The organism is Bacteroidota bacterium (assembly GCA_016714535.1).
Taxonomy (GTDB): Bacteria; Bacteroidota; Bacteroidia; order AKYH767-A; family OLB10; genus JADKFV01.
The window spans coordinates 109,120-132,268 of the sequence record JADKDR010000013.1; the positions used below are offsets into that span (position 1 = coordinate 109,120).

General features: G+C 37.5%; 19 protein-coding genes and 1 pseudogene. 11 read left to right on the forward strand and 9 right to left on the reverse strand.

Features of this window, described 5'->3' with window-relative positions; all coding sequences use genetic code 11:
• Window position 1 precedes the first annotated feature (1 nt).
• Window positions 2-499: a hypothetical protein gene (locus tag IPO27_16100; protein ID MBK8847961.1), complete on the forward strand. Its 498-nt coding sequence runs from the start codon at window positions 2-4 to the stop codon at window positions 497-499.
• Here IPO27_16100 and IPO27_16105 read toward each other — a convergent pair whose 3' ends face one another.
• The 4 genes from IPO27_16105 to IPO27_16120 form a co-directional block, all read right to left on the reverse strand.
• Window positions 500-865 carry an MGMT family protein gene (locus IPO27_16105; protein MBK8847962.1) on the reverse strand — a complete coding sequence of 122 codons (366 nt, stop codon included), beginning with the start codon at window positions 863-865 and terminating at the stop codon, window positions 500-502. It abuts the gene before it with no gap.
• Between the two features lie 1,102 nt (window positions 866-1,967).
• Window positions 1,968-3,026, reverse strand: a complete 1,059-nt coding sequence (gene serC, locus IPO27_16110; protein ID MBK8847963.1) for a 3-phosphoserine/phosphohydroxythreonine transaminase — start codon at window positions 3,024-3,026, stop codon at window positions 1,968-1,970.
• Between the two features lie 70 nt (window positions 3,027-3,096).
• A complete protein-coding gene (locus IPO27_16115) occupies window positions 3,097-4,062 on the reverse strand; it encodes a hypothetical protein (protein ID MBK8847964.1) in 966 nt (321 codons plus the stop codon).
• 110 nt (window positions 4,063-4,172) lie between these two features.
• Entirely contained in the window at window positions 4,173-4,520 is a 348-nt protein-coding gene (locus IPO27_16120) for a 4Fe-4S dicluster domain-containing protein (GenBank protein MBK8847965.1), read from the reverse strand.
• An 87-nt stretch (window positions 4,521-4,607) separates the two neighbouring features.
• Between IPO27_16120 and IPO27_16125 the strand changes: the two genes are divergently transcribed.
• The 3 genes and pseudogenes from IPO27_16125 to nth all read left to right on the forward strand — a co-directional run bounded on the left by IPO27_16125 (window position 4,608) and on the right by nth (window position 7,114).
• A complete protein-coding gene (locus tag IPO27_16125; GenBank protein ID MBK8847966.1) occupies window positions 4,608-5,666 on the forward strand; it encodes an acyl-CoA reductase in 1,059 nt (352 codons plus the stop codon).
• Window positions 5,667-5,734: 68 nt separating this feature from the next.
• Window positions 5,735-6,419: pseudogene (locus tag IPO27_16130) on the forward strand (YggS family pyridoxal phosphate-dependent enzyme).
• Window positions 6,420-6,448: 29 nt separating this feature from the next.
• Window positions 6,449-7,114, forward strand: a complete 666-nt coding sequence (nth, locus tag IPO27_16135) for an endonuclease III (protein MBK8847967.1) — start codon at window positions 6,449-6,451, stop codon at window positions 7,112-7,114.
• Window positions 7,115-7,151: 37 nt separating this feature from the next.
• On the opposite strand, the gene IPO27_16140 is transcribed toward nth, so the two are convergent.
• A complete protein-coding gene (locus tag IPO27_16140; GenBank protein MBK8847968.1) occupies window positions 7,152-8,378 on the reverse strand; it encodes an ABC transporter permease in 1,227 nt (408 codons plus the stop codon).
• A gap of 247 nt (window positions 8,379-8,625) precedes the next feature.
• Here IPO27_16140 and IPO27_16145 point away from each other — a divergent pair, with 247 nt between their 5' ends.
• From IPO27_16145 to IPO27_16175, 7 genes are all read left to right on the forward strand, one after another.
• Complete coding sequence (locus IPO27_16145; GenBank protein ID MBK8847969.1) at window positions 8,626-8,973, forward strand: NfeD family protein; 348 nt, start codon at window positions 8,626-8,628, stop codon at window positions 8,971-8,973.
• 108 nt (window positions 8,974-9,081) lie between these two features.
• Window positions 9,082-10,575 (forward strand): histidine ammonia-lyase, encoded by a 1,494-nt coding sequence (gene hutH, locus IPO27_16150; GenBank protein ID MBK8847970.1) that lies wholly within the window; start codon window positions 9,082-9,084, stop codon window positions 10,573-10,575.
• A gap of 168 nt (window positions 10,576-10,743) precedes the next feature.
• Entirely contained in the window at window positions 10,744-11,124 is a 381-nt protein-coding gene (locus IPO27_16155; protein MBK8847971.1) for a universal stress protein, read from the forward strand.
• Window positions 11,064-11,630, forward strand: coding sequence for a universal stress protein (locus tag IPO27_16160; protein MBK8847972.1), 567 nt, complete (start codon window positions 11,064-11,066; stop codon window positions 11,628-11,630). Before IPO27_16155 ends, IPO27_16160 begins: the two co-directional genes overlap by 61 nt.
• 175 nt (window positions 11,631-11,805) lie before the next feature.
• Window positions 11,806-12,294 (forward strand): GyrI-like domain-containing protein, encoded by a 489-nt coding sequence (locus IPO27_16165; protein MBK8847973.1) that lies wholly within the window; start codon window positions 11,806-11,808, stop codon window positions 12,292-12,294.
• 442 nt (window positions 12,295-12,736) lie between these two features.
• Window positions 12,737-13,735, forward strand: a complete 999-nt coding sequence (locus IPO27_16170) for a T9SS type A sorting domain-containing protein (protein MBK8847974.1) — start codon at window positions 12,737-12,739, stop codon at window positions 13,733-13,735.
• A 378-nt stretch (window positions 13,736-14,113) separates the two neighbouring features.
• Window positions 14,114-15,127, forward strand: a complete 1,014-nt coding sequence (locus tag IPO27_16175; GenBank protein ID MBK8847975.1) for a T9SS type A sorting domain-containing protein — start codon at window positions 14,114-14,116, stop codon at window positions 15,125-15,127.
• Between the two features lie 506 nt (window positions 15,128-15,633).
• On the opposite strand, the gene IPO27_16180 is transcribed toward IPO27_16175, so the two are convergent.
• The 4 genes from IPO27_16180 to IPO27_16195 form a co-directional block, all read right to left on the reverse strand.
• Complete coding sequence (locus IPO27_16180; GenBank protein ID MBK8847976.1) at window positions 15,634-18,810, reverse strand: T9SS type A sorting domain-containing protein; 3,177 nt, start codon at window positions 18,808-18,810, stop codon at window positions 15,634-15,636.
• 480 nt (window positions 18,811-19,290) lie between these two features.
• Window positions 19,291-19,926 carry a T9SS type A sorting domain-containing protein gene (locus IPO27_16185; protein MBK8847977.1) on the reverse strand — a complete coding sequence of 212 codons (636 nt, stop codon included), beginning with the start codon at window positions 19,924-19,926 and terminating at the stop codon, window positions 19,291-19,293.
• Between the two features lie 55 nt (window positions 19,927-19,981).
• A complete protein-coding gene (locus tag IPO27_16190; protein MBK8847978.1) occupies window positions 19,982-21,172 on the reverse strand; it encodes a hypothetical protein in 1,191 nt (396 codons plus the stop codon).
• A gap of 30 nt (window positions 21,173-21,202) precedes the next feature.
• Complete coding sequence (locus IPO27_16195; GenBank protein MBK8847979.1) at window positions 21,203-23,020, reverse strand: hypothetical protein; 1,818 nt, start codon at window positions 23,018-23,020, stop codon at window positions 21,203-21,205.
• Window positions 23,021-23,149: the final 129 nt, after the last annotated feature.

Here is a 23,149-nt window from a genome sequence, read left to right on the forward strand (position 1 = left end):
AATGAAACGGTATATTACTTTTATTAGTTGCCTTCTGCTAATAGTGTTTGTCTGCTGCAAGCCAAAGAAGGAAGTTGCAGCTGCAACTTCAGTTGATTATAGCGATTCCATATTTTTGATTATAGATAAAAGCCCTTGCTTTGGCGCTTGTCCAACGTATAAGATGATTATTTATAATAATGGATATGCCACCATGCGGGCATCTAAAAATGTTCCACAAGTGGGAAACTTTAACCGCAGATTTAGCCCGCAAGAGATTGAGCAACTAAGTAAGAAAATTGAAGAGATTCGATTTTTTGATTTAAAAGATGAGTACAACGACACCTTGATTATGGATTTACCATTTACCACCATTGCTGCGCATAGGCGTGGTGCGGTAAAAAGTATTTTATGCAGATTTGAAATACCTGACCCACTTAACAATTTTGTTATGTCCTTTGATACGCTTATTGGTAGTCCGGTGTGGAAGCTTATGAAATCGCCATTTGGTGACGATTAGTTACAAGGTAAGTTCAATCATTGGATCCCAAAATATTTTTTTGAAGTCGATAACCTGATCATTTTTTACTTTTATACCTTCTTTTTCAAGCCTTCGTTGCATTGCAGCAGGATCTCCAAAGTGATGTTTGCCTGTAAGTAGGCCAACGCGGTTAACAACCCGGTGCGCAGGTAATTTGTCTTTGTGCGAATGACAGGCATTCATTGCCCAGCCAACAATTCGCGATGAACCCTTGGTTCCCAGCGCTTTAGCTATTGCCCCATAGGATGTTACCCTTCCTTTCGGAATTAATTTAACCACTTGATATACAGCCTCGAAAAATTTAATCGTATCAGCAGTATATTGAGTAGGATTAGGTTCTGCCATGGGATATTTTGAATTTAAATGAGCTTTTAAGTTGGGTAAAACGATTATTTTATTGGATAAACGATTTAGCTTTGTCCTATTAAATCGATATATTATTTACGGTCTTAATGCTCCTGTTTACCTTAGTTTCAACCCATTTTGCCACCCTGATAAATGTTAATAACTTGTTCATATCACCAATAAATGATTCAATAAATTGGGCGAACGTAAATATATAGTTGGCAAATCAAAATCAATGAACATATATTTGCATCGTTGTTTTTAACAAGTCGAATTGAATCTACCTCTATATTCTCTCTCAATTCGAAAGTTCTAGAAAGAATGCTCTACCAGACTTGTCGTATTATAGGCTGGAAAAGCAATCAGGCATCAAATTTAAGTTTTTAATTCACTTAGTAAATACATATGGCTAATTGTACTTTGATTTTTAATGAACAGTTGGGTGAATACAAGAAGTTCTTTGATACTAATTATCGGATGTTTTTTAAGACTTATGCAAGAATAAGCAAAAAATATAAAGTCTATAAGGACCGCCATCACTTGTGCATAAGCAACACGCCAGGTTGTAATGCAACGAAGGATGGACTATTTGTACCTATTGATCGTGTTACCAGGTGCCTGGCTCACTTACCGTACTATACCAAAATAGTTAAGCGGTATTTGCAGGTTTTGATTGGGGAGTCAAAATTTTCAGGCATTTCTATTTGTAAAGGTAACCTTGATGGCGCGTCCCTTTTCTTTTCTACCGGCACTCTCAATTCAGAATTTTCATTTTCTTACTACTCATATTATCTGAGTAATATTTTCAAAAACAAGCCCGTATATTCCTATACGGGTTATTCTTTTTATTAGATACATTTTCCAGTAATTATCATTACGGATGCAAGGTCTATTCTTCAAAGCGAAATCACTTTTCACCAATTTTATAAATTCTTTTCATTTAAAAAATTTTTGTACGCCCCGGGGTTATAGCCGGGGCTTTTCTTTTTTTACTTCAAAAAGGGATAGCATTTTTTGCACTTTAACTTAGCAAAATTTGTGATCAACTAAACAGTAAGCAGTTAGAAGAAAGTCCTGATCAGGCAATTACAGTATGTTTGTATTAGCAATGTGCTTTTTCAAATTCGTGCATCATCTCTATCAAATACTCAACATGACCTACTGGAAGCGCATTATACAAAGAAGCCCTGAAGCCACCTGCCGCTTTATGACCTTTTATACCGGTAATGTTTTTTTCTATGGAAAAGGAAATAAATTTATTTTCCAATACAGCATCGTTTATAGTAAAGGTTACATTCATCAATGAGCGGTCAGCAATGTTGGCAATAGGGGTAAATATCTTACAACTATCTAAATAATTATAGAGAAGAGAAGCTTTTAGGATGTTGCTTTTTTCTATTTCAGCTACACCACCATTTTGTTGCAGCCAACGCAGGGTAAGTAAACAAACGTAAATTGCAAAAACCGAAGGAGTATTAAAAAGGGATGCATTGTCAGTGTGCGTTTTGTAGCGCAGCATGGTAGGTGTATTGGGCTTATAGTAATCAAGCATATCATCTCTGATAATTACAAGTGTTACTCCGGCAGTGCCTATATTTTTTTGTGCTCCTGCATAGATTAAAGCAAACTTGCTTACATCAACGCTGCGAGAGAGTATATCGCTGCTCATATCACACACCAATGGAATTGATACTTCCGGAAATTTATTAAATTCAGTACCATAGATGGTGTTATTGCTGGTTATGTGCAGGTAATCGGCATTTTCAGTAATATTAATTGGTGGTATATAATTAAAATTCTTATCGGCAGAAGAAGCAATTATTTTTGCTTCGCCAATCATGGCAGCCTCTGCTATTGCCTTCTTTGCCCAAACACCAGTTTCAGCAAAAAGCGCCTTGTGGCGCAACAGGTTTTGTGGTACCATGGTAAATTGCAAGCTTGCTCCACCATGTAAAAAGAGTATATGGTAGTTGTCAGGTACCTGCATTAATTGACGCACTAATTGTTTTGCTTCTTCAATAATAGCAATGAAGGATTCGCTGCGATGTGAGATTTCTAAAATAGATAATCCGCTGTTATCAAGATTAAGCACTGCCTGCGCGGCTTGTTGCAGCACGGATGGTGGCAGTATACTTGGGCCTGCATTAAAATTATATACCATACTGATGTGGGTTAGTTCTACTTCTTGGTAGCAGCATCCTTATCTGTTCAATTAAACAATATCTAAGTTTTTATTTTTTTTCTTCGCTAGCTGGAGTTTGCTCGGTATCATCAACAGGAACATACAACTTCTTGGTTCTTTTTTCTCCACCTGACGAAGTATTATCCGTAGGTGCGGGAAGATTTCTTGCGTCAACATCTTTTTCATACATCCACTTTTCGTCTTCCCAATGCAGTGCATCGTAGGTCATGTCAGGTCCTATCATTTCGCCTGGGGCATCCAACCTGCCATCAGGTGCCGAAAGATGATCGAAAATTATCAATTTCTTTTTTTCGTTATAATTTAATTTCATACTCACCGATGATGAATAGGTAAAGATCATACGGTTTTGAATCTTCTTTATATTTTGAAACACTGGTGTACCAAAGGTTGGTTCACCTTTGGTAAATTTCACTATTTCAAGTACCTTTTTTGTTGTTTTTGCATCATATCCTTTCCAACCAATCAGGGTATAAAGATTGTTTCCGTTTTTTCGTGTTTTAATAATGCGGTAATAAAGTGCTCCATACCAATTGTGCTTCTTACAGGTTTTTTTAAGCATCAATTCGTCTTCGTAAGTTGAATCTCGTAATGAACTAACTTTAAAAATTTTATCACCATCGTCCTTGTATTGCATGGCACACTCGTATTGGTATTTGGTATTTCCTTCGGTTGCAACAAACCATGAGTATATGCGCAGCTTTTTATCCGGGCTTAGGATAATAGATATGTTTAAAAGTGAATCGAAGGGATCTTCAAAAGTGTTTTCAATTCGTAACAAACCTGGCAGCGTATCGCGAAGTATGCTATTGCTCCATAGTTTAATACTGTCATTTTTGCTTTTTACTATGCTATCCGAAAGGCACTTAATATAAAATACTGAGTTTTTGAATGCATTACTATATCTATAGTGCTGAGAGTTTGGACTTTGAGCTTTTACACTTACAGCTTGCACGAATAGCACAACTACTATTAAAACGGTTTTGGATATTTTCACTTTCCTTAATGTTTTTTAAGAACGGTTATAACGGTATTTTATAAAAAGTCTGAAAAAAATCTAGACTTCATTTTTTAGCTAAGTAAGCGTGTTACGATTTGTTTACTGCATTACCCGTGCATACGTTGTTTTTTGCCTAGCAAGGTTTCCTGACTTTCGCGATAGTCTTCGTCATCTACACAACAATCTACCGGACAAACCGAGGCACATTGTGGCTCATCATGAAACCCAACACATTCCGTACATTTATCAGTAACAATGTAATAATGATCCATAAACTTGGGAGGTTGCGCTGCTGTGCCATCAATTTCGCTGCCATCTAAGGCGGCAAACATACCCCTTACATTGGTGCCATCACTAAATCTCCATTCTGCACCACCTTCATAAATAGCATTATTGGGGCACTCCGGCTCGCAGGCACCACAATTTATACACTCATCTGTTATTTTAATAGCCATAATCTATTTTTTAAATATTGCTGGACGCAAACGTAATTATTATTCTAAAATATACAACATTTGTACTTTGGTATTTGATTAACGATTATGAGTAAGAAAAGTTTAGATAATGTGTTTAATAAGAAATTGATTGCTGCGTGCATTTTGTTCTTCGAAAAGATTAATGAAACCATTGATGCCTTAAAGGCTAGAAATATTGAAAACGCAGATAGTCAACTTCTAACAGGCGTTGTAAAGGCTGGCAATGTTAATGCCTGGTTTACAAAAGACCAGATACAACATGCAACTGTGGGATATAAGCACATGCTAAGTGACCACTCAGTTGAGCCTTGGCTGCAACGGTATTCACAACCTATAGCGCAACGTGTGGCAATAATTATGGCAGGCAATATACCCTTTGTAGGCTTTCATGATTTGCTATGTGTGTTACTTGCAGGTCACTATGCGATTGTAAAGCTCTCTAAGGATGACACCGAATTAATGGCCGCATTAATCAATCATTTGGGGCAAAATGGATTTGCAGACAGAATCACCATAGTTGACCGACTAACCGAATATGATATGGTTATAGCTACGGGCTCCAATAATACAGCTCGTTACTTTGAACACTATTTTGGTAATAAACCTCATATAATTCGCAAGAATAGAAATGCAGTTGCCATATTAGATGGTAAGGAGGGGCCAGAGCTATTGCATCAGTTAGGTAAAGATATTTTTATGTATTATGGTCTTGGTTGTCGAAATGTTTCAAAATTATTTGTGCCTGCTGGCTATGATTTCAGCCCATTTTTCGAAGTAATGGCAACTTACGATGAAGTACTAACCAGTAACAAATACATGAATAACTATGATTATCATCACGCTGTATTTCTTCTTAACAGCGAACTGTTTCTAACCAATAATTTTTTAATAATAAGAGAGTCAGTTCACACTGCATCGCCAGTTTCTGTTCTACATTTTGAATATTACTCAAACTTAAATGAGCTCAGCACTCACCTTAACAACCTGCGTGATCAAATACAGTGTGTTGTTAGTAATAATCTTATAGCTGGGTGTGTAATGCCCGGCCAGGCTCAATTGCCTGCCATTGATGATTATGCTGATGGGGTAGATACGATGGCATTTGTTTGCGGAGAAGTTCATTGATATAAATTATAAATGCAGCTAAAAAGACTTTAAATTTTCTCAATAGATAAAAGGAGAATAAAATTAATATGAAACCGAACAATTCGATAGTAGAGGCTATAAACGTAGTGAACCTTGAGTTGGAGCCATACAAGGCCACTTTAGTTGCAGTGTCAAAACTACAATCAAACGATAGCATAACCGCAGCCTACCAGGGTGGGCAGCGCATATTTGGAGAAAATTACGTGCAGGAACTTTTAGATAAAAGGTTACAATTAAATAACGATATCCATTGGCACTTTATAGGCCACTTGCAACGAAACAAAATAAAGTACTTAGCACCTTTTGTAAAACTTATACATGGAGTAGATAGTATAAAACTGCTGCGAGCTATTGACAACGAGGCTCAAAAAATTAATCAACCTATCTCGGTTTTATTACAGGTTTTTATTGCAACCGAAGAAACAAAATTTGGCGTGAGTGCAGAAGAGTTGGATGAAATATTGCTAAGCATTATTGTTTCACCATTAAGTTATGTGCAAATAAAAGGCATGATGGCAATGGCTTCCAATACGGATAATATAGTAAATAGAGCGCGAATTTAAATTTATGTATTCCTGTTATACAGATTATAAGGAAAAGTTTGCGCAAGCAAATCATATTTTTGATACCTTAAGCATGGGAATGACATCAGACTACAAGATTGCTCTAGCGCAGGGGAGTAATATGGTTCGAATAGGAAGTAAGATATTTGGAAGCAGGAGCACACAATAGAAAAAACCGTTCGGTAAAATTAGTACATCATGTTGCGTAAAGAACGTTACGAAAAAATACTTGCCTGGTTTGAAACACATCATCCCAAAGCAGAAACCGAATTATTTTATGCAAGCCCGTTCGAATTACTGGTGGCTGTAATTTTAAGTGCGCAATGCACCGATAAGCGTGTAAATATGGTTACCCCGCATTTGTTTGCTAAGTATCCCGATGCAAACTCACTTGCTTCTGCTTCTGTCGAAGATATTTTTTCGCTAATTAAATCAATTAGCTATCCTAACAATAAAGCAAAGCACCTGCAAGCGATGGCACAAAAACTAATAAGCAATTTTAACTCGGAGGTGCCTGATACAGTTGAAAACCTGATCACCTTGCCCGGGGTTGGACGTAAAACGGCCAACGTGATTGCCTCTGTTGTATTTAATAAACCTGCTATGGCAGTAGATACGCATGTGTTTAGGGTAAGTGCAAGGTTGGGGCTCACCATCAATGCCCGCACGCCATTGGCTGCCGAAAAGCAATTGGTAAAATACATTCCCGAACATAAAATACATATCGCACATCATTGGTTGATATTGCATGGTCGTTACATTTGTTTGGCTCGCAAACCGAAATGTGAAAAATGCGAAATACAATTTTATTGCAAATACTTTGAGGCAAGGCTAAGGAAAGCAACAAGTAAATTACCGAAGTAGGGCATTACAAGAGCTACCATCTACTTTATAAAAAAAATTATTCGTAACGAAGGGCTTCGATGGGGTCAAGTTTCGAAGCCTTAATAGCTGGGTACAAACCGCTAATGAGCCCGGTAAAAAAGCAAATGATTACTCCGGCCAATATCCAGTTCCAAGGAATGATAAAACCTGTATCGAGCATAGATGCCAAACCATTGCCCATGGCTATGCCTAATATAATTCCCATTAGTCCGCCAAGTAGCGAAATCATTATTGCCTCAAGTAAAAACTGACGTGTAATTACCGCACGATTTGCTCCTAATGCTTTGCGAATGCCAATTTCGCGGGTACGCTCAGTTACCGAAACCAGCATAATATTCATTAAACCTATAGCTGCACCAAGCAAGGTTATTAATGCAATAAAAATTGCTGCCAACTGAATATTGCTCGTTTGTTCAATTAGCATGGTTGCTAACCCGTCACTTTTCGAAATAGCAAACGAGTCATCTTTGCCTATTTCATCTTTACGAATGTTGCGCATTAGCGCAATTGCTTCGCCTATCGATCCATCCATTTGCTTCACATTCTGCAGCCTAACGGTTACCGTATATGAAGTTTTTGAAGTAGCATAATTCTCTTTTAGTGTACTTATGGGGATATAACAATTCTTATCGGCACTCATGCCCATCGAGCTGCCTTTTTCTTTAAGTACTCCTATAACCCTGTATTTGCGGCTTCCTACACTTATCTCTTTATTAATGGCACTGGCTTTTTTAAATAATTTAGTTGCTATGTCTTTTCCTAATATAACCACATTGGCACCAGTCATCATATCAAAGGTGCTAAAGTTTCGGCCTTTTTCAATTTCAAGCGCTGAGATAGCCAGGTATTTTTCATCACCACCAAACACAAATATATTGGGGTTGGTTTTTTCGTTTTTATAAGATAAGGTGGAAATAGAACTCGCCATAGCTGAGAGGCAAATGTCGGAAGGGAATGTGTAGGTATGTTTGAACATAACAGCTTGCCGGTAAGTAATTGGGTCATTACGCTTAACCTTTCGCCTGTTGCCCATTCGTATACCCCGTTCGCGATTATCAATATTAAAAGCATTGCTACCCATGCTGCTGAGGCTGCTGCTGAGGCTATTTTTAAGCGCATCGATGCTGGTCAAAATGCCTACCAGTGCCGTAATGCCAATGGCAATAATGCCGGCCGTTAGCCATGCACGCAACGCCTGCGATTTAATACTGTCTATGGCTAATCTAAAATCTTCGCGATTCATAATGCAAATCTATGCTGTTGTTTGACTTTCTTGTATTAAGATTGTTACAAACCTAAGTCTTTTTGTGTTAGGTAAAAAATAATACTTCTTATTGCTTGTTAAAGATTGATTAGCCACCTTTGAAAAAAATTATCTATTATGCTTACCATTGTTGGAATCATTTTATTTTGAGCCATTCTACTTGTACTTGAGATTATCCTATTGCCAGGCCTCATTGTTGGAATTATTGGTTCCATTATCATGATATTTGGACTGTCGCTCATGTACAAAAAATCATGGAGTAACAGCAGGACATATTACGCTGCTTACCACAGCCGTTTCTACAGGAGGATTTCTGTGGTGGGCTTTTACAAGCAAGACATGGAATCGGTTTAGTCTGCGCACTGTAAATCATGCCAAGGCCATTAACTACTTAGAGAACGAAGTAAAAGTTGGTGACATTGCCACCACCATATCGGCCATGAGGCCTATGGGCACTGTACTTATTAACGATAAAAAATACGAAGCACTTAGTCAGATTAGCTTTATTGATGTTGGCAAAGCGGTTATTGTAATTGAAGTATTGCCCAATAAACTTGTTGTAAAGGAAGCTTAGTTCTTTTAATATAGCAGGTGTTGTGTTTTAATGTATTTTCGAAACCACTTTCTTCACAAATTAGTTTTTGTACTATTGCAACCAGACAACATTTTTTTCTTTTTTTAAATGGAAAAACATAGCATCAGTACCCACCATCTTGATTTCAATAAAATCATCTCGATTATTGAAGGAAAAATTCCGCTTGAGCTTTCAGATAGTGCCCGGCAAAAAATAGCAAAATGCCGCGAGTTTCTTGATAAAAAAATTGCGCAACCTGATATGGTTGTGTATGGCATTAACACCGGTTTTGGCTCTTTGTACAATAAAACAATTAATAGCAATGAGCTCGAGCAGTTGCAGGAGAATCTGGTAATGTCGCACGCATGTGGTACCGGAAGCGAAGCGCCTCCGGAAATCGTAAAGCTAATGTTGTTGCTGAAAATTCAGGCTTTAAGCTATGGTAACTCAGGTGTAACAGTAGCAACGGTACAACGATTAATTGACTACTACAACAACGATATCTTGCCTCAGGTATTTACCCAGGGTTCGCTGGGAGCAAGTGGCGACCTTGCCCCTTTGGCCCATCTTTGTTTACCGTTAATTAATAAGGGCAAAGTTTATTATCAGGGCAAATTGCAAGATGCAGCCATCGTAAATAAGGCTTGTAACTATGACCCTATACGTTTGCAATCGAAAGAAGGACTGGCACTGCTCAATGGCACCCAATTTATGAGTGCCTATGCGGTATGGTGTGTTATACACGCACAGCGAGTGTTGCAATGGTGCAATCAAATTGCAGCTATGTCGCTCGAGGCATTTGATGGGCGCATCGAACCTTTTCATCATCTCATACAAGAAGTGAGGCCGCATGCCGGACAAATACAAGTTGCGCTTACCATGAGGCAACTGTTGCAGGGTAGTGAAATTATTAATCAAGCTAAAAAACATGTGCAAGACCCATACTCGTTTAGGTGTATACCACAGGTGCATGGAGCAAGTAGCGATGCCATAAATTATGTAAGCTCGGTTGTTTTTAACGAGATTAATTCAGTTACCGACAATCCTACCATTTTTCCCGATGCTGATTTGATAATAAGCGCAGGAAATTTTCATGGGCAGCCGCTTGCGCTAGCCCTCGATTTTCTTGCCATTGCCTTAAGCGAGTTAGGAAGTATAAGCGAACGCAGAACTTATTTGCTAATTTCGGGGCAACGGGGTTTGCCTCCTTTTCTTACTGCCAATGCCGGCCTTAATAGCGGCATGATGATTCCACAGTATACGGCTGCAAGCATCGTTTCGCAAAACAAGCAATTATCCACACCTGCATCGGTCGATTCTATTGTTAGCAGTAATGGGCAGGAAGATCATGTAAGTATGGGTGCTAATGCTGCAGTAAAGGTCGCTCAGGTGGTTCATAATCTTTATACCATACTTGCTATCGAATTGCTCAATGCTGCTCAGGCCCTTAATTTCAGACGACCTTTGCGTTCCGCTCCTTATATAGAGAAATTGCACCAGCAAGTGCGCAGCGTGGTAAGTTATAATGAACAAGACAGGGTACTTAGCAACGATATTGAACACATCAGAAGGCTATTAATGGAAATTAACCCATCGTTATAGTTATTGAATACGGCATTTTTTTGTCTGATTTGAGAATATTCGCACTTTCATTGCATGTTAGGTGAAAACAGTTATTTAGACTGTGAATGGAAATAAAAGCAGAATTATTTTTTACTAAGTTTTTTTGTTTAAATAATATCCATAGTTTTGTTTTCAAATATTAACTTTATGAACAAGGCACAATTTGAAATCAACCGGATCCTAATCCCTTACGATTTTTCGGAAACTGCAGCTCTGGCATTAGAGCATGGTATATTTATGGCAAAATTTCTTAGAGCAGAAGTTAAGCTGTTACATATTATAGAAACGGTATCGTTTACATCAGCCATAAGCCATGCGTTTAGTGGATTCGAAAAAAAGATTGAAGCCGAATCGAACGAAAAGTTGCAGGAACTTGCAGTGAAGTTACATCAGGATTCAGGGGTATCCATTTTAGTTGGAACCGAGATTGGTCGTATATATAAAAAGATAGCCAGTAGTGCCAAGCAATGGCATGCCGACATTATAGTTATGGGTACTCACGGAAGCAGTGGCCTCAAAAGAGCGTAACCGGCACCAACACCATTCGGGTTATTGCTGAGGCTGAGTGTCCGGTTATTTCGGTTCAGGCACATGCTAACAAAATGGGTTTTAATAACATTGTATTGCCCATAGATGATTCGGCACACTCACGCCACAAGGTGCCCATGTGTGTTGCCATGGCCAACATATATCAATCTAAAGTTCATATTCTCGCATTTAAACCTAAAAAAGATGTTGAAGATAGTCACCGCAAATTTGTTGTACGCATTGAACAAGTAGAAGATTTTCTGACTGAGCACAACCTCATTTCCGAAACCCATTACACCACTGAAGGAAATCAAGGTGACGATACTATAAATTTTGCCAAGAGCATTGAAGCAGACCTTATTGTGATGATGACTGAGCAGGAGTTTAGCATTACCGGAACTTCGCTTGGTACTTTTGCTAATACTGTTATCAATCGTAGCCCCATAGCTGTATTAAGTGTGCAACCACAAGAGAGCAACCCAGATAATATTTCTGTAGGATATTAAAGCATTTGTTAGTTATTGTAAATCGCTATAGCGATTTAAGAATCCTCTTGTTGAATTAGCAGAACCATTTTAATTAAATTATAGGCGAAGCTTTTAACTCCACAATTAATTTAGTGTCTAAAGGCTATAGCCGTTTTACAGACGATAGCGGATTAAAGCTGTTATCATAATGCATATGCTCATGAACATCCTTCCTGAAATAAAATTATTGGAATTAAAAACATTGATTGGCATGCATCAATCGATGAGCTTAGTTGCAAATGCTACCCAGCAATTGTGGAGCAAGTTTAAACCTAGAGTAGGAGAGGTGCAGAGCCGAAGGAATGAAGACTTTATTTCGTTGCAAATTTATCCTCCTGATTATTTTATAGAATTCAATCCATTGCGAGCGTTTGAAAAATGGGCATTGGTTGAAACAGAAGCTGCAACAATTGCACCCGAAGGAATGGATATTATCAATTTGCCGGGCGGGCTGTATGCAGTGTTTAATTATAAAGGAAATAGCAACGACACGCGAATTTTTCAATACATATACACCCAATGGTTGCCGGCATCAAATTATGTGCTCGATAGCCGCCCACATTTTGAAGTGTTGGGGCCAGCATATATACACAATGATACTAATGCTGAAGAGGAAATTTATATTCCCATTAAGAATAAGTAAAAGTAGTTTAGTTTTTATTACGATGGATTTCAACTTCTGCTGTTGATATACATTGTTAATGGAGACGAGATTACTGCCTAGTTGCTCGTGCATCAAAAGTTGCGACAAAAATATTCCGCAGGTCAATATATTTTGTAACCAAAAGGTACCATGGGTTTTAACCCATGGTGTTTAGAAATAGCATTGTAATAAAAATCAATTAACAGATCAAAATTTTTACATTTGGTACCTATTTATAACACAACTCAAAATAACAATCAAAAAAAAATCTCTTACAGCCGTAGTAAAAAACATTCTCCTCCTTATTTTACTCATCGTTGCATGTACAACAAACCTCCACGCACAAAACCCACTAGTAAAACAATGGGATAAACGCTTTGGTGGAACTGGTATTGAAAATGGCTTAGATAATATTACACAAACTACTGATGGCGGATATATTATGGGTGGTCGTTCGCAATCCGGAATAAGTGGAGATAAAACTGAAAGCAATTTGGGCGCAGAACAAACATGGGTTGTAAAAACAGATTCATTTGGCAGTAAACAATGGGACAAAACATTGCACACAAATAATAATGCCGGAGACGGGTTGGGTTTTGCAATACAAACAAAAGATGGATGTTATGTAATGGCAAACTCAACTGGAGCCGGAATTGGAGGTGATAAAACACAAGCTTCACAGGGACTCTGGGATTACTGGATAATAAAATTTTGTGATAGCACTTCATCTATTACTCCTATGGTAAATTTAGGTACTAGCGACACTATCTTCTGCGATAAACAATCCATCAACTTTTTTGATTTGTCATTGAATAATCCAACATCTTGGCAGTGGTATTTTCCCGGTGCGCTACCAGATACTTCCACATTGCAAAACCCTATAGGTATTTATTATCCAAGCTATGGGCAGTTTAATATTAGCCTCAAAGCATGCAATGCTGCCGGTTGCGATAGTTTGTTTTTGCCACTTTTTATTGCTGAGTTACAAAGTCCACCAGCGCCTGTTGTTACTTTAAATGGTAGCATGATGTGCTCATCGCCTGCATACTCTTATGCATGGTACGAGACTGGCAATCTCACATTGTTATTATCAAGCAACCAATGTTACCAACCAACAGTAACGGGCAATTATTTTGTAATTATTGCGGATAGTAACGGTTGCAGTACACCTTCGGCAACAACTGCAATTACATCTATGCAAAATGAAAATAACCATACCTGTATACCAGTATTTGATGGCACACATTTAAATTTACAGGGCAATTGCATCATAGAACATCAATCATTTCTATATATATATGATGCACAAGGCAAAGAAGTTTTTGCTTCGCAACTTTCATCAACAGGTGTTGACTTACCGCTCACAACCAATGGAATTTATTTTTATCGTATAGTATCACGAGGTGGTACATCACATGGCAAGTTTTCTTTTGTTAAATAATTAAAATAGCCACAAAGGCGCAAAGCTTTAATGCATTATGATTCTTAGTGCCTTTGCGTCTTTGCGGCAAAAACGTATTGTAGCATTGAACTATTTTTAAAAAATAATAGCCACAAAAGCATAAACCCAAAGTTTTTATGCAATGTGTTTCTCAATGCCTTTGCATCTTTGTGGCAAAATTGTATAGTAACGAATTTGTAGAATCGCATGGTAAAAGCAAGTTGCAAATGCAACAAGTCGAATTTTTGGATAGCGAAAGTTTTGCAATTTTAAAGCGGGCGTTGTAGTAGAAAATTTATTGTCAAATATGTAATTAGAAGGTAACCTTGCGTGCTTAACACAACTTATCAAATTATTAAACTAAACTCAAAAATAAAGATGAAAAACGCTTTACAATATTCAGTTGCTATCATCTTAGCTTCGATGCTATTCATGAGCCAATTAAAAGCTCAATGCAATTGGCAAGAAAAATTAAACGATGGATTTGAGTATTCAACTGTAATTCCGGATATCATTCCCGGAACAACTGTTCACAATACGCCACAAACATTTGCAGTGCATAACGGCCTAAAATCAGTTTATCTGAATTTTTTAAACACGCTACCAGCTGGCTCGTTAGTTTACGATCGTACGATTACGGTGTGTCCTAATGTAGCCATCCAATTATCAGCTTGGCTTACAACAACGTTCTCAGGAACGCAATGTGATATGCGAATTGAAATTACCGATGGTAACAGTGTGCAGTTATCAAATGTAGCAAGCATTGTTGCTCCTTATGCGCCTGTATGGATTCAGTATCAATCGGGCATCATTACACCTACTACGAATACCATCCGATTAAAAATGTATGCAAATAGTGCAGGCTCGTCAGGTGGTAACGATCTATCGTTTGATGATTTGGAAATGGAGCAATGCAGCATGATCAATTTAGGTGCCGATTCAATTAAATGCAACACCAGCACCATCACCTTAAATGCCGGAAACGGATATGCCACATATGCTTGGAGCAATGGCGATACCACTCAATTTGTTTCTGCATCTACTACATTACCCGGTAGCGTAGTACTCAATTATAATGTTATTGTTACGGATACCAATGGGTGCGTTTTTGGAGATACTATACAAATAATCTTTGTGCCTTGTAATGCGCTAAACGAAATGAATAGTGCGAACGATATTATTGCAACTCCAAATCCAACAAATGGTGTAATTACCATAAATATCAATATTGACTTAAAGCATATTGAGCTATGCGATATTTATGGAAAAATTATTAGATCCTTTTCTAATGCGAAAATTATAAATCTTGACGATTTACCAAAGGGAATTTATTTGCTACAGTTCGAAAAAATGAATGGTGAAAGGGTATTTCAAAGAATCGTATTGCAATAGATAGGTGGGCGAATTTCTTTTATTCTAAATTTCCCAACTGAGATTGGCTATCATTTTTGTCAGTCAACTAAAAACACAAAACCAAAATCACTTCACCAAGCTAAATATTTACCTAAGCAACAAAAGGACAAGCTGCGCTTTTGCAATAATTTTTATTTTGGGTAATGGTTGTTCAATCCTTTTGTACGGAGGGATGTTGCTTTCGAGATTGCAATGAGTGAAAATTGTACATATAGAAAACCTAGAGCTTATTTTATAAGCATAACACATAAGTCGTAATGTTGTGTTCAAGGCAATAGGGATATTTGCACTTTCCCAAATTTGACTGTTCTTTATTAGGTTCTTATTTGTGCTAATCGCTAAAGTGCGATTCGTTTAGGTACATTTAATATTTTGCCGCAAACTAACAGACTTTGAAAAATATGGGCAAGATGCGTTACTCTTTCATTGCGAAAAGCGTGGATGATCGTTTGACACTGTAGGTCGAAGAAGATTGCTTTTACTTACTACTGCATCTTCACCACCCGCTCAACCCCTAACAATACATCACTATCAAATACTTTAAGCAAATAATTCCCTTCACTCAATCCTTGTAAATTAATTTGCGCGGAATTTGAATTTATTTTTTGTGATAGCAATTCTTTGCCAAGAATATCAAATAAAGTTGCTGTGCAATTGTTGCTTTGCAAGTTTGTGTTGATGGTGATAAAATCGTTTGCTGGATTTGGCGTAACCATAAAATAAATATTTCCAATTGCAGAATTTATTCCAAGGCAATCATCTACCCATACACTGTCTGTTGCATTGTTGCTGCAACTGTTACTATCAGTGTATACGTACATAAAATAATTCCAGCCATTGGTTACTGCACTCGGGTCAAAGTATAGACCGATTAATCCGTTGCCGGTGAGTGTGCCGCCAATTGGGGTTGGGGCATTTATGGTTTGTATGCCTGTATTTTTGCAAAGTGTATCAATTGCAAAAGCGTTAAACATTATTTGTGGATTGGGATTTATGGTGGCCACAATTACATCATTCGCCTTGCATCCATTTGCATCTGTTACGGTAACTGTATATGCTCCGCTGTTGCTTGCAATTATAGTTTGTGTGCTTGCGCCATTGTTCCATAAGTAATTTGTAAAACCTGTGCCGCCATCTAAAACCAAACCTGCACATGCTGTTGTATCGTTACCCAGTGCAGGTTGCGGTAAATCGTTTACTGTTATGTTGTAATATGTTTTCGATAAACAGTATGGCGTTTTTATTACCACTTTAATTATGTGTGTACCAAGGCCAATATTAGAAATGGCAACCGAATCGCCATTTGCAGAAAGTACATTGTCCACATACCATTTTATATTGTTGTATGGATATTGTAATTCCATTGCAGCAAACAAAGTATCGTTTTTGCAAAGTGATGTTTTTGCAAACCATGCATTGGCAATCAAATTATCGCAATCGGTAAGAGTATCGGTTACGGTATTGGTTTGCACAGGTGGATTAAAATCAAAATAAATAAAACTGGTATTGTTAATATTTGTACCATATGGCAAACTATCTTTCAACCTAAAGCTAAACTGCACATAGCCATGACTATTGGGTTCGTCATTTGTACTATCGGGCAAATTGATATTGGGAAAATTGAAACGTAAAATATTACCTATCAATTGCACTTGTGGTTGCACGCTGTATGCCAACAACTCAAACGTGTTTGCATCAAGCGCTGCATCAAGCGTATCCATCACATATATATGTTGTGCAGGTGCATTGCCAGTATTTTGAAATTGTATGGTGTAGGTGAGTTTACCATCTTTATCAGCAATTGTATTTACAGGATAAACCGATTTTAAATTTGGGTCGTAACTATTTACAACAGTGAAGCAATGTGTGAGTGTATTGTTCGCAGGAATGTTGTCGCCTATCGTTGGTGTTACATTTACATCAAAACAAACTTGCTGCCCAAGTTGTGCAAGCGTATCAGTTTGCACTTGAATTTGAAAATCATTATCAAAATCAACCAAACCAAAATCTGCAATTGTGTAGGTGAGTGTATCGCCATTTACAGTCGGTGTAAGCGCACCATTAACTGTGCCTGTATACGTTGTAGGGCCGGTGATAATTATTTGCATTGCACCACTTGTGCCTGCGGCACAATGGAGGCCGTAGTGGTTGCTCATATCTCCTGCAAGTATTTTTACATGGGCAAAATTGGCGGGGAAGAATATTCCGCTATCTATCACAATAGTTTTTACACCTAAATCAAAACCTGGTTTACACTCAACAGCAAAATTTCTATCAAAAACTACTGAATCATTATGGGCCATATAAACAGTATCATAAAAATTAGTTGGACATGATACAATCACAGGAATAGAAGATGTGTCAACTGCCACAGTAAATAACCCTGAGTCCGTATCAAAGGAATAACGGCCAATTTGATTGGTGTAAGTTGATTGTGATAATAGTCCATTTTCAAACAAGTTAAGTCTAATATTTGAAAATATTAATTCATTGTTTTCTAAAATGCAATTGGCATTTGTATCATTAAATACACGGCCAGTAATATTCGAATACACATCGCAAGCATACGCATTAAATAAATCGCAAAGAAGTAAGGAGTAAATATTGGGAAGGCTAATAGTGATATCTCCGTAATTCGGAAGGCATTGAATTCCAGTATTTGTAAAATTAAAATGGACTATTCTATTTAATTTTGGTAAACAAGTTAGGTTGGGGTTAGTAAAACAATATAAACGATATAGAGAATCAGGCAACGTTGGAAGACTTGTTAGTTGGTTATCAAAGCAAAGAAAATAAGTCAAAGAATTTGGCAATGCAGGCAGGCTTGTTAATTGGTTTTGGCCGCAATCTAAATAAGTTAAAAAATTTGGCAATGCCGGCAGGCTTGTTAATTGGTTATCATTGCATCTTAAATCAACCAATGAATTTGGCAATGCAGGCAGGCTTGCGAGTTGGTTTTCGTTGCAATCTATATTATATAAAAAATTTGGCAATGCAGGCAGGATTGTTAATTGGTTATTATTGCAATATAAAGCAACCAATGAATTTGGTAATGCCGGTAGGCCTATTAATTGGTTATAACTGCAATTTAAATAAGTCAATGAATTTGGCAATGCAGGCAGACTTGTTAGATAATTGCTATGACAATATAAAGCAACCAATGAATTTGGAAATACAGGCAGGCTTGTTAATTGATTGTAATAGCAATATAAATAAGTCAATGAATTTGGCAATGCAGGCAGGCTTGTTAGATGGTTAGTAATGCAACCTAAACTAATCAAAGAATTTGGCAATCCTGGCAGGCTTGCTAATTGGTTATTATTGCAAGATAAATGAGTCAACGAATTAGGCAATGCAGGAAGGCTTGTTAATTGGTTGTGATTGCATTGTAAATAAAGCAGCGTATTTGGCAAAGCAGGCAGGTTAGTAATTTGGGTGTTTTCGCAAACTAAAGTATCCAAATTAGCAAAATATTCAATCCCTGTAATATCAATTATATTATTGGCATAGCATTGAATTCTTGTAGTATTCAACACCGCTCCGCAAGTAGTATCCATCATATTTCCATTCATGCAACTTGCGTAGCCATTGGCGTTTAGCCAATTTACAAAGTTGGTGTCGGGGATGGTTACGTATTGGGCTTGGGTATGTTGCACTGACATGAAGCTAATTGAAATTAATAGTAGGATGCGCAAATAAGTTTTCTTAATTCTATACTTGCTTGTTAATGTTTGAAGTGATTTCAGGATCTTATTACAATGTTTTGTTTTGAGCTTTTTCATCAGGTACTTATTTTTTTGTGTCTTTTGGGGTTGAGATTATTAAGGTGATGTAATATAAGTCTTTTTGATAATTAACAGAATACTATTTATTTTTAAGCAACCAGGACGTGTTTTATTGCTTTTTTTCAGCGTTTAGTTGTTAGGCATTTATAAACCAGTGGAGCTAATTGGTGCCTATCCTTCAACAGGGAGCAAAAGCAATGCAGAAATTAATTTATTGGTTGCGAATTTAGCTTAGTACCCACTCAGCTCTGTAATCGATTATAACTTTAATGTAATTACTTATGGTTTAGTGTAAGAATAGCATAAAAAAAAGCCCTGATAACAATATCAGGGCTATAGGCATGTAGTGTTTTTTTGTTAGTTTTTGATTATTCTAATCATTTTTGATTTTTCGGATGCTCGAATTTCGAGCATGTAAATACCGGGCAACAAACTTTCAGCATCAACCGAAAATTTATTCAATCCTTTCGATAGATGTCTTGTCAAGGCGAGATTCACTTTGTTTCCTAGCATAGTGTACACATTGATAGTAGCAAGTTCATTTGTATTGGAATAAAATAGCACTTCAAAGTTGTGAGTAAACGGATTAGGAAATACTTCAACGTTTTTTAGATCAGGTTCAGAAGTTACTAGGTGCCTCTTAAGATTTTCAGAACTTAGCAAAGGCGTGCATGGAGTATTGTTGGCAACCAGTGTACTACCGTATTGCGCCACAAAACCGGGATTAAGCAAGACCAAATTTGTGGCAGTAAAGGTCACATTGCTGCCGTTGTATAGCGTGGTGCCAGAGTATAACGTATTGAATGCATTGTAGTTTGCAGAGTTGCCGGATAAAACAGGCGCACCAACATAGATGGTTGAAAGACATTCATTATTGCAATTGGAAAAACATAAAGCATTATTAATAAAGTTGCGCATTACATTACCAGGTTGTAAGCCAAAGCCATTCGAAAAATTAATTCCGATAGAAGAGCAACCATGACAATAGCTCATAACAGTGCCCCCCCTAAACCAGGTGATGGACCATTTGAACAGAAACCTCCAGTTCCTAAAGGAAAGTTGAAGCCCCTGAGCAGTTATTTTGTAATGGACCCAATAAAGTTGCTGAACCCCAATAGATATTGCAATTATCAATTGCTGTAGCATTGCCATTCCATGCACACTCATGGGTATGCTGTGAATTTAAATTATGTCCCATTTCGTGTGCAACAACATTGGCATCCCAACTATAAGAAGGGAAGGCATTAAAGCTACCGTCTATATTGCTATAGGCAGCTGCAGCGCATGTAAGCGAACCCAGGTCAGCTCTGCCACCATTGCCATTTACATCTCTACTTAACAAGTGATATATATTTGCACCAGCAAGAAAGCCATTTAATTTAAATGAAGTCAAAGCGCATGAAGAGCTAGTGCTGCAATATGTATCCGGAGTTGTGTAGGTAACTATAGGTTTAACAAACATATTTATGCCTTCGTTGTTATATAAGGTTCCAACAACATTAAATAGGGATATAACATAATTAATAACAGCTCCAGCATTGCTTCCAAAGTGAAGATACATATCATAGTCGCATGTGAATTCTATTTTTTGGCAATAGCTTAGTGACATTAATTTATTTCCGGAGAGTTGTTCGCTTGTATAAGATATGATACTATCAGTGCTGTTTCCGCATTTAAAATTTAAGGGCAAATGCAATTGCTTGTCATTATATAATACATAGCTTGATTTATCAATAGCATTTTTTCCCAGGTTGATGTTGCCTTCTCGGCTTGAGATTACTCCATTAATTTCATCTTCCAATACTGTAATAGCAACTAAAGAGTTCATATCGCCTTTAATAATGCCTTGATAGAGCGTGAATAAAGGTGCTGCTGCACGTTCACGAACATCGCCTTTAATTAATATTGATTCGAAGTTTTCTGCTGTCTTTTCATGTTGATATAAAAGTAGATGCATATTGCTTCCATCAAAAGAAGGAACAATCAATTCAATCAATTCTTTTTTGCTCAAAAGCAAATGCCGTAATTTCGCTTCATCAACTTTCAGCTGAAGGTATTGCCCTTCGGCAGTATGCGCAATTTGTGAAGAAGTAAAAATTTCTATTGGTTCAAATTTCACTCCTGCACCAACTATGTTTTGTACTTGCGTTGCTACAACACCATAATTATCCGAAGTTTGGGCGCAACTTACTTTTATAGTAAAAATAGTAAGCGCAATAAGTGCCGTTATCTTTTTCATTTTATTCTTTTTATTAGTTTGCAATAAATATTATTTTGTAACCATCAATGTTTCAACTTGCTTTTGCAACTTGTCAATTATTTTTTGTTGTTCTATTGCATACAAGGTAAGTTCTTCTATTTTTTTAATCATCTGTGATGCAACCTTTCCAACCTCCAGGCCATTCGATTCTATTTCTGCTCCGGGTGTTACTTCAGGCAGATGTTTATGTTCCTGAATAAACGATTCTACTTCGCTTAAAGGTCGCAACTTATATTTGCTATCAAATACATAGTCGCACCACCCTGCTTCTACGCGCACTTCGGTAGCGCGCATCGTTCCGCATACGTCAAGTTTATAGCCAGGGGTTATTGTTCCAATTCCAACATTGCCATTGGCCTGAAAACTTGCAACAAATCCCGCATTGCCGTTACCAATGTAAACTGCATCTCCTTTAAAATAATTCAAGAACAATCCACTTGTACCTCCATAGGTATCGATATGTAAGTTGCCTGCCGATCCGGTATGTTGTATTCTTCCTTGAAAGGATGTATTAGATGAATTACGCACATACAAAATACCATCAACCGATGCATGGCCATTTACAGATAGCAGGAAGGAAGGTGAGGTAGTTCCAACACCCACATTTCCATTATTGCCAATAACCATAGCATTCGATTTGAGGTTAGTACTAAAAGATAAATTTGCAGGAGTTGATGCAATACGGTTGCGGTAATCAGGGGCATTGTTGTTGGTAGCGCCATCGGCAAAATCAATAAACTGCGTAGAAGGTGTGGCAGTGGAGCGCAATTCAAAACCAACATTACCTGCACCGGTATTTCTTAGCACACTGCGTGTACCTCCTGCCGAAGATGAACTTACTTCAAGATTTTCGGTGGGTACATCAACACCAATTCCTACATTTCCATTTACATCAATGGCCATTCTCTTTAGGCTATTTGTAAAAAAATCAAGACCAAATATATTGCCTCCCGCAGTTCGCTTACTTCCAATTGATTCTCCAGAAATAATACCACCAAATTTCACATTGTTGCTAGTGGCCAATCCGGCATTTGTTGCACTTCCATCTGCAATTAAATTGCCGGCTGCTTTTATATTTCCGGTAACATCCAATCTTTCAGAAGGGCTAGAGTTACCTATACCTACCTGAGCATTACTCGTTAATATAAAATCACCAATTGTATTATTATGTGTTGATAAATGTAAATTTCCGGCAGTAGTATACAATCCAACATCATTGTTGAAATTTAAGGCCGGAAATCCTCTTTGAAATCCATGACTTGTATTACCCAAATATATTCCACCTCCTGTTGCTCCGGGAGTACCAACTATTATTCTCGCGCTATCTGCTCTAACATCCAATTTTGCAATTGGGTTAAGCGTACCTATACCCACATTGTCACTTTGAGTTATCACGAGAGGGGTGGTGCTGCTGGTAAAATTTCTAATCGAATAGTTGTCATTATTAATACCGCCTGTTTGCCATTTTGCTGTGCCATTAGTTCGATAGCTTACTGTGTTTACATCTGATGGATTTTTCTTATCCATGTAGATAAATGCACTTGCTGTATTGCTCTTTATCTGCACAGCAGCCCCTCCCGAAGCAGGATTGATATCTAACAACGTGGCAGGTGAGTTTGTGCCAATTCCTACTCGGCCTTGATTGCTAATAACCATGCGCTGCGTGTTACTAGTTCGAAATTTTAAGGCACGACTGTCGGTAGTACCAATAAAGTTATTTATGGTATCGGTGCCTGCGTTACCAGTAAGCGACCATTGGGCATTTGCTTGAGTGCCAAGCATTGCAATTGCTACCAATGGCAGCAGGTTTAGAATTCTTTTCATCATAATTTTAGCTATTAATTGGTTAATGATGCGTCAAAAGTATACTTTCGGGGAGGCGATAGCAATCCCGTAAAAAGGTGATTTTTGATTATCTCCTAAAAACAGGATTTTTTGTTTTATGTACTTTTTTAA

Excerpts from the sequence above, each read along its gene's own strand:
- IPO27_16100 (MBK8847961.1), top strand. The coding sequence starts at position 2 with ATGAAACGGTATATTACTTTTATTAGTTGCCTTCTGCTAATAGTGTTT.
- IPO27_16105 (MBK8847962.1), bottom strand. The coding sequence starts at position 865 with ATGGCAGAACCTAATCCTACTCAATATACTGCTGATACGATTAAATTT.
- serC (MBK8847963.1), bottom strand. The coding sequence starts at position 3,026 with ATGGTATATAATTTTAATGCAGGCCCAAGTATACTGCCACCATCCGTG.
- IPO27_16120 (MBK8847965.1), bottom strand. The coding sequence starts at position 4,520 with ATGGCTATTAAAATAACAGATGAGTGTATAAATTGTGGTGCCTGCGAG.
- IPO27_16125 (MBK8847966.1), top strand. The coding sequence starts at position 4,608 with ATGAGTAAGAAAAGTTTAGATAATGTGTTTAATAAGAAATTGATTGCT.
- nth (MBK8847967.1), top strand. The coding sequence starts at position 6,449 with ATGTTGCGTAAAGAACGTTACGAAAAAATACTTGCCTGGTTTGAAACA.
- IPO27_16140 (MBK8847968.1), bottom strand. The coding sequence starts at position 8,378 with ATGAATCGCGAAGATTTTAGATTAGCCATAGACAGTATTAAATCGCAG.
- hutH (MBK8847970.1), top strand. The coding sequence starts at position 9,082 with ATGGAAAAACATAGCATCAGTACCCACCATCTTGATTTCAATAAAATC.
- IPO27_16155 (MBK8847971.1), top strand. The coding sequence starts at position 10,744 with ATGAACAAGGCACAATTTGAAATCAACCGGATCCTAATCCCTTACGAT.
- IPO27_16160 (MBK8847972.1), top strand. The coding sequence starts at position 11,064 with ATGGCATGCCGACATTATAGTTATGGGTACTCACGGAAGCAGTGGCCT.
- IPO27_16165 (MBK8847973.1), top strand. The coding sequence starts at position 11,806 with ATGCTCATGAACATCCTTCCTGAAATAAAATTATTGGAATTAAAAACA.
- IPO27_16170 (MBK8847974.1), top strand. The coding sequence starts at position 12,737 with ATGGGTGGTCGTTCGCAATCCGGAATAAGTGGAGATAAAACTGAAAGC.
- IPO27_16175 (MBK8847975.1), top strand. The coding sequence starts at position 14,114 with ATGAAAAACGCTTTACAATATTCAGTTGCTATCATCTTAGCTTCGATG.
- IPO27_16180 (MBK8847976.1), bottom strand. The coding sequence starts at position 18,810 with ATGTCAGTGCAACATACCCAAGCCCAATACGTAACCATCCCCGACACC.
- IPO27_16185 (MBK8847977.1), bottom strand. The coding sequence starts at position 19,926 with ATGAGCTATTGTCATGGTTGCTCTTCTATCGGAATTAATTTTTCGAAT.
- IPO27_16190 (MBK8847978.1), bottom strand. The coding sequence starts at position 21,172 with ATGAAAAAGATAACGGCACTTATTGCGCTTACTATTTTTACTATAAAA.
- IPO27_16195 (MBK8847979.1), bottom strand. The coding sequence starts at position 23,020 with ATGATGAAAAGAATTCTAAACCTGCTGCCATTGGTAGCAATTGCAATG.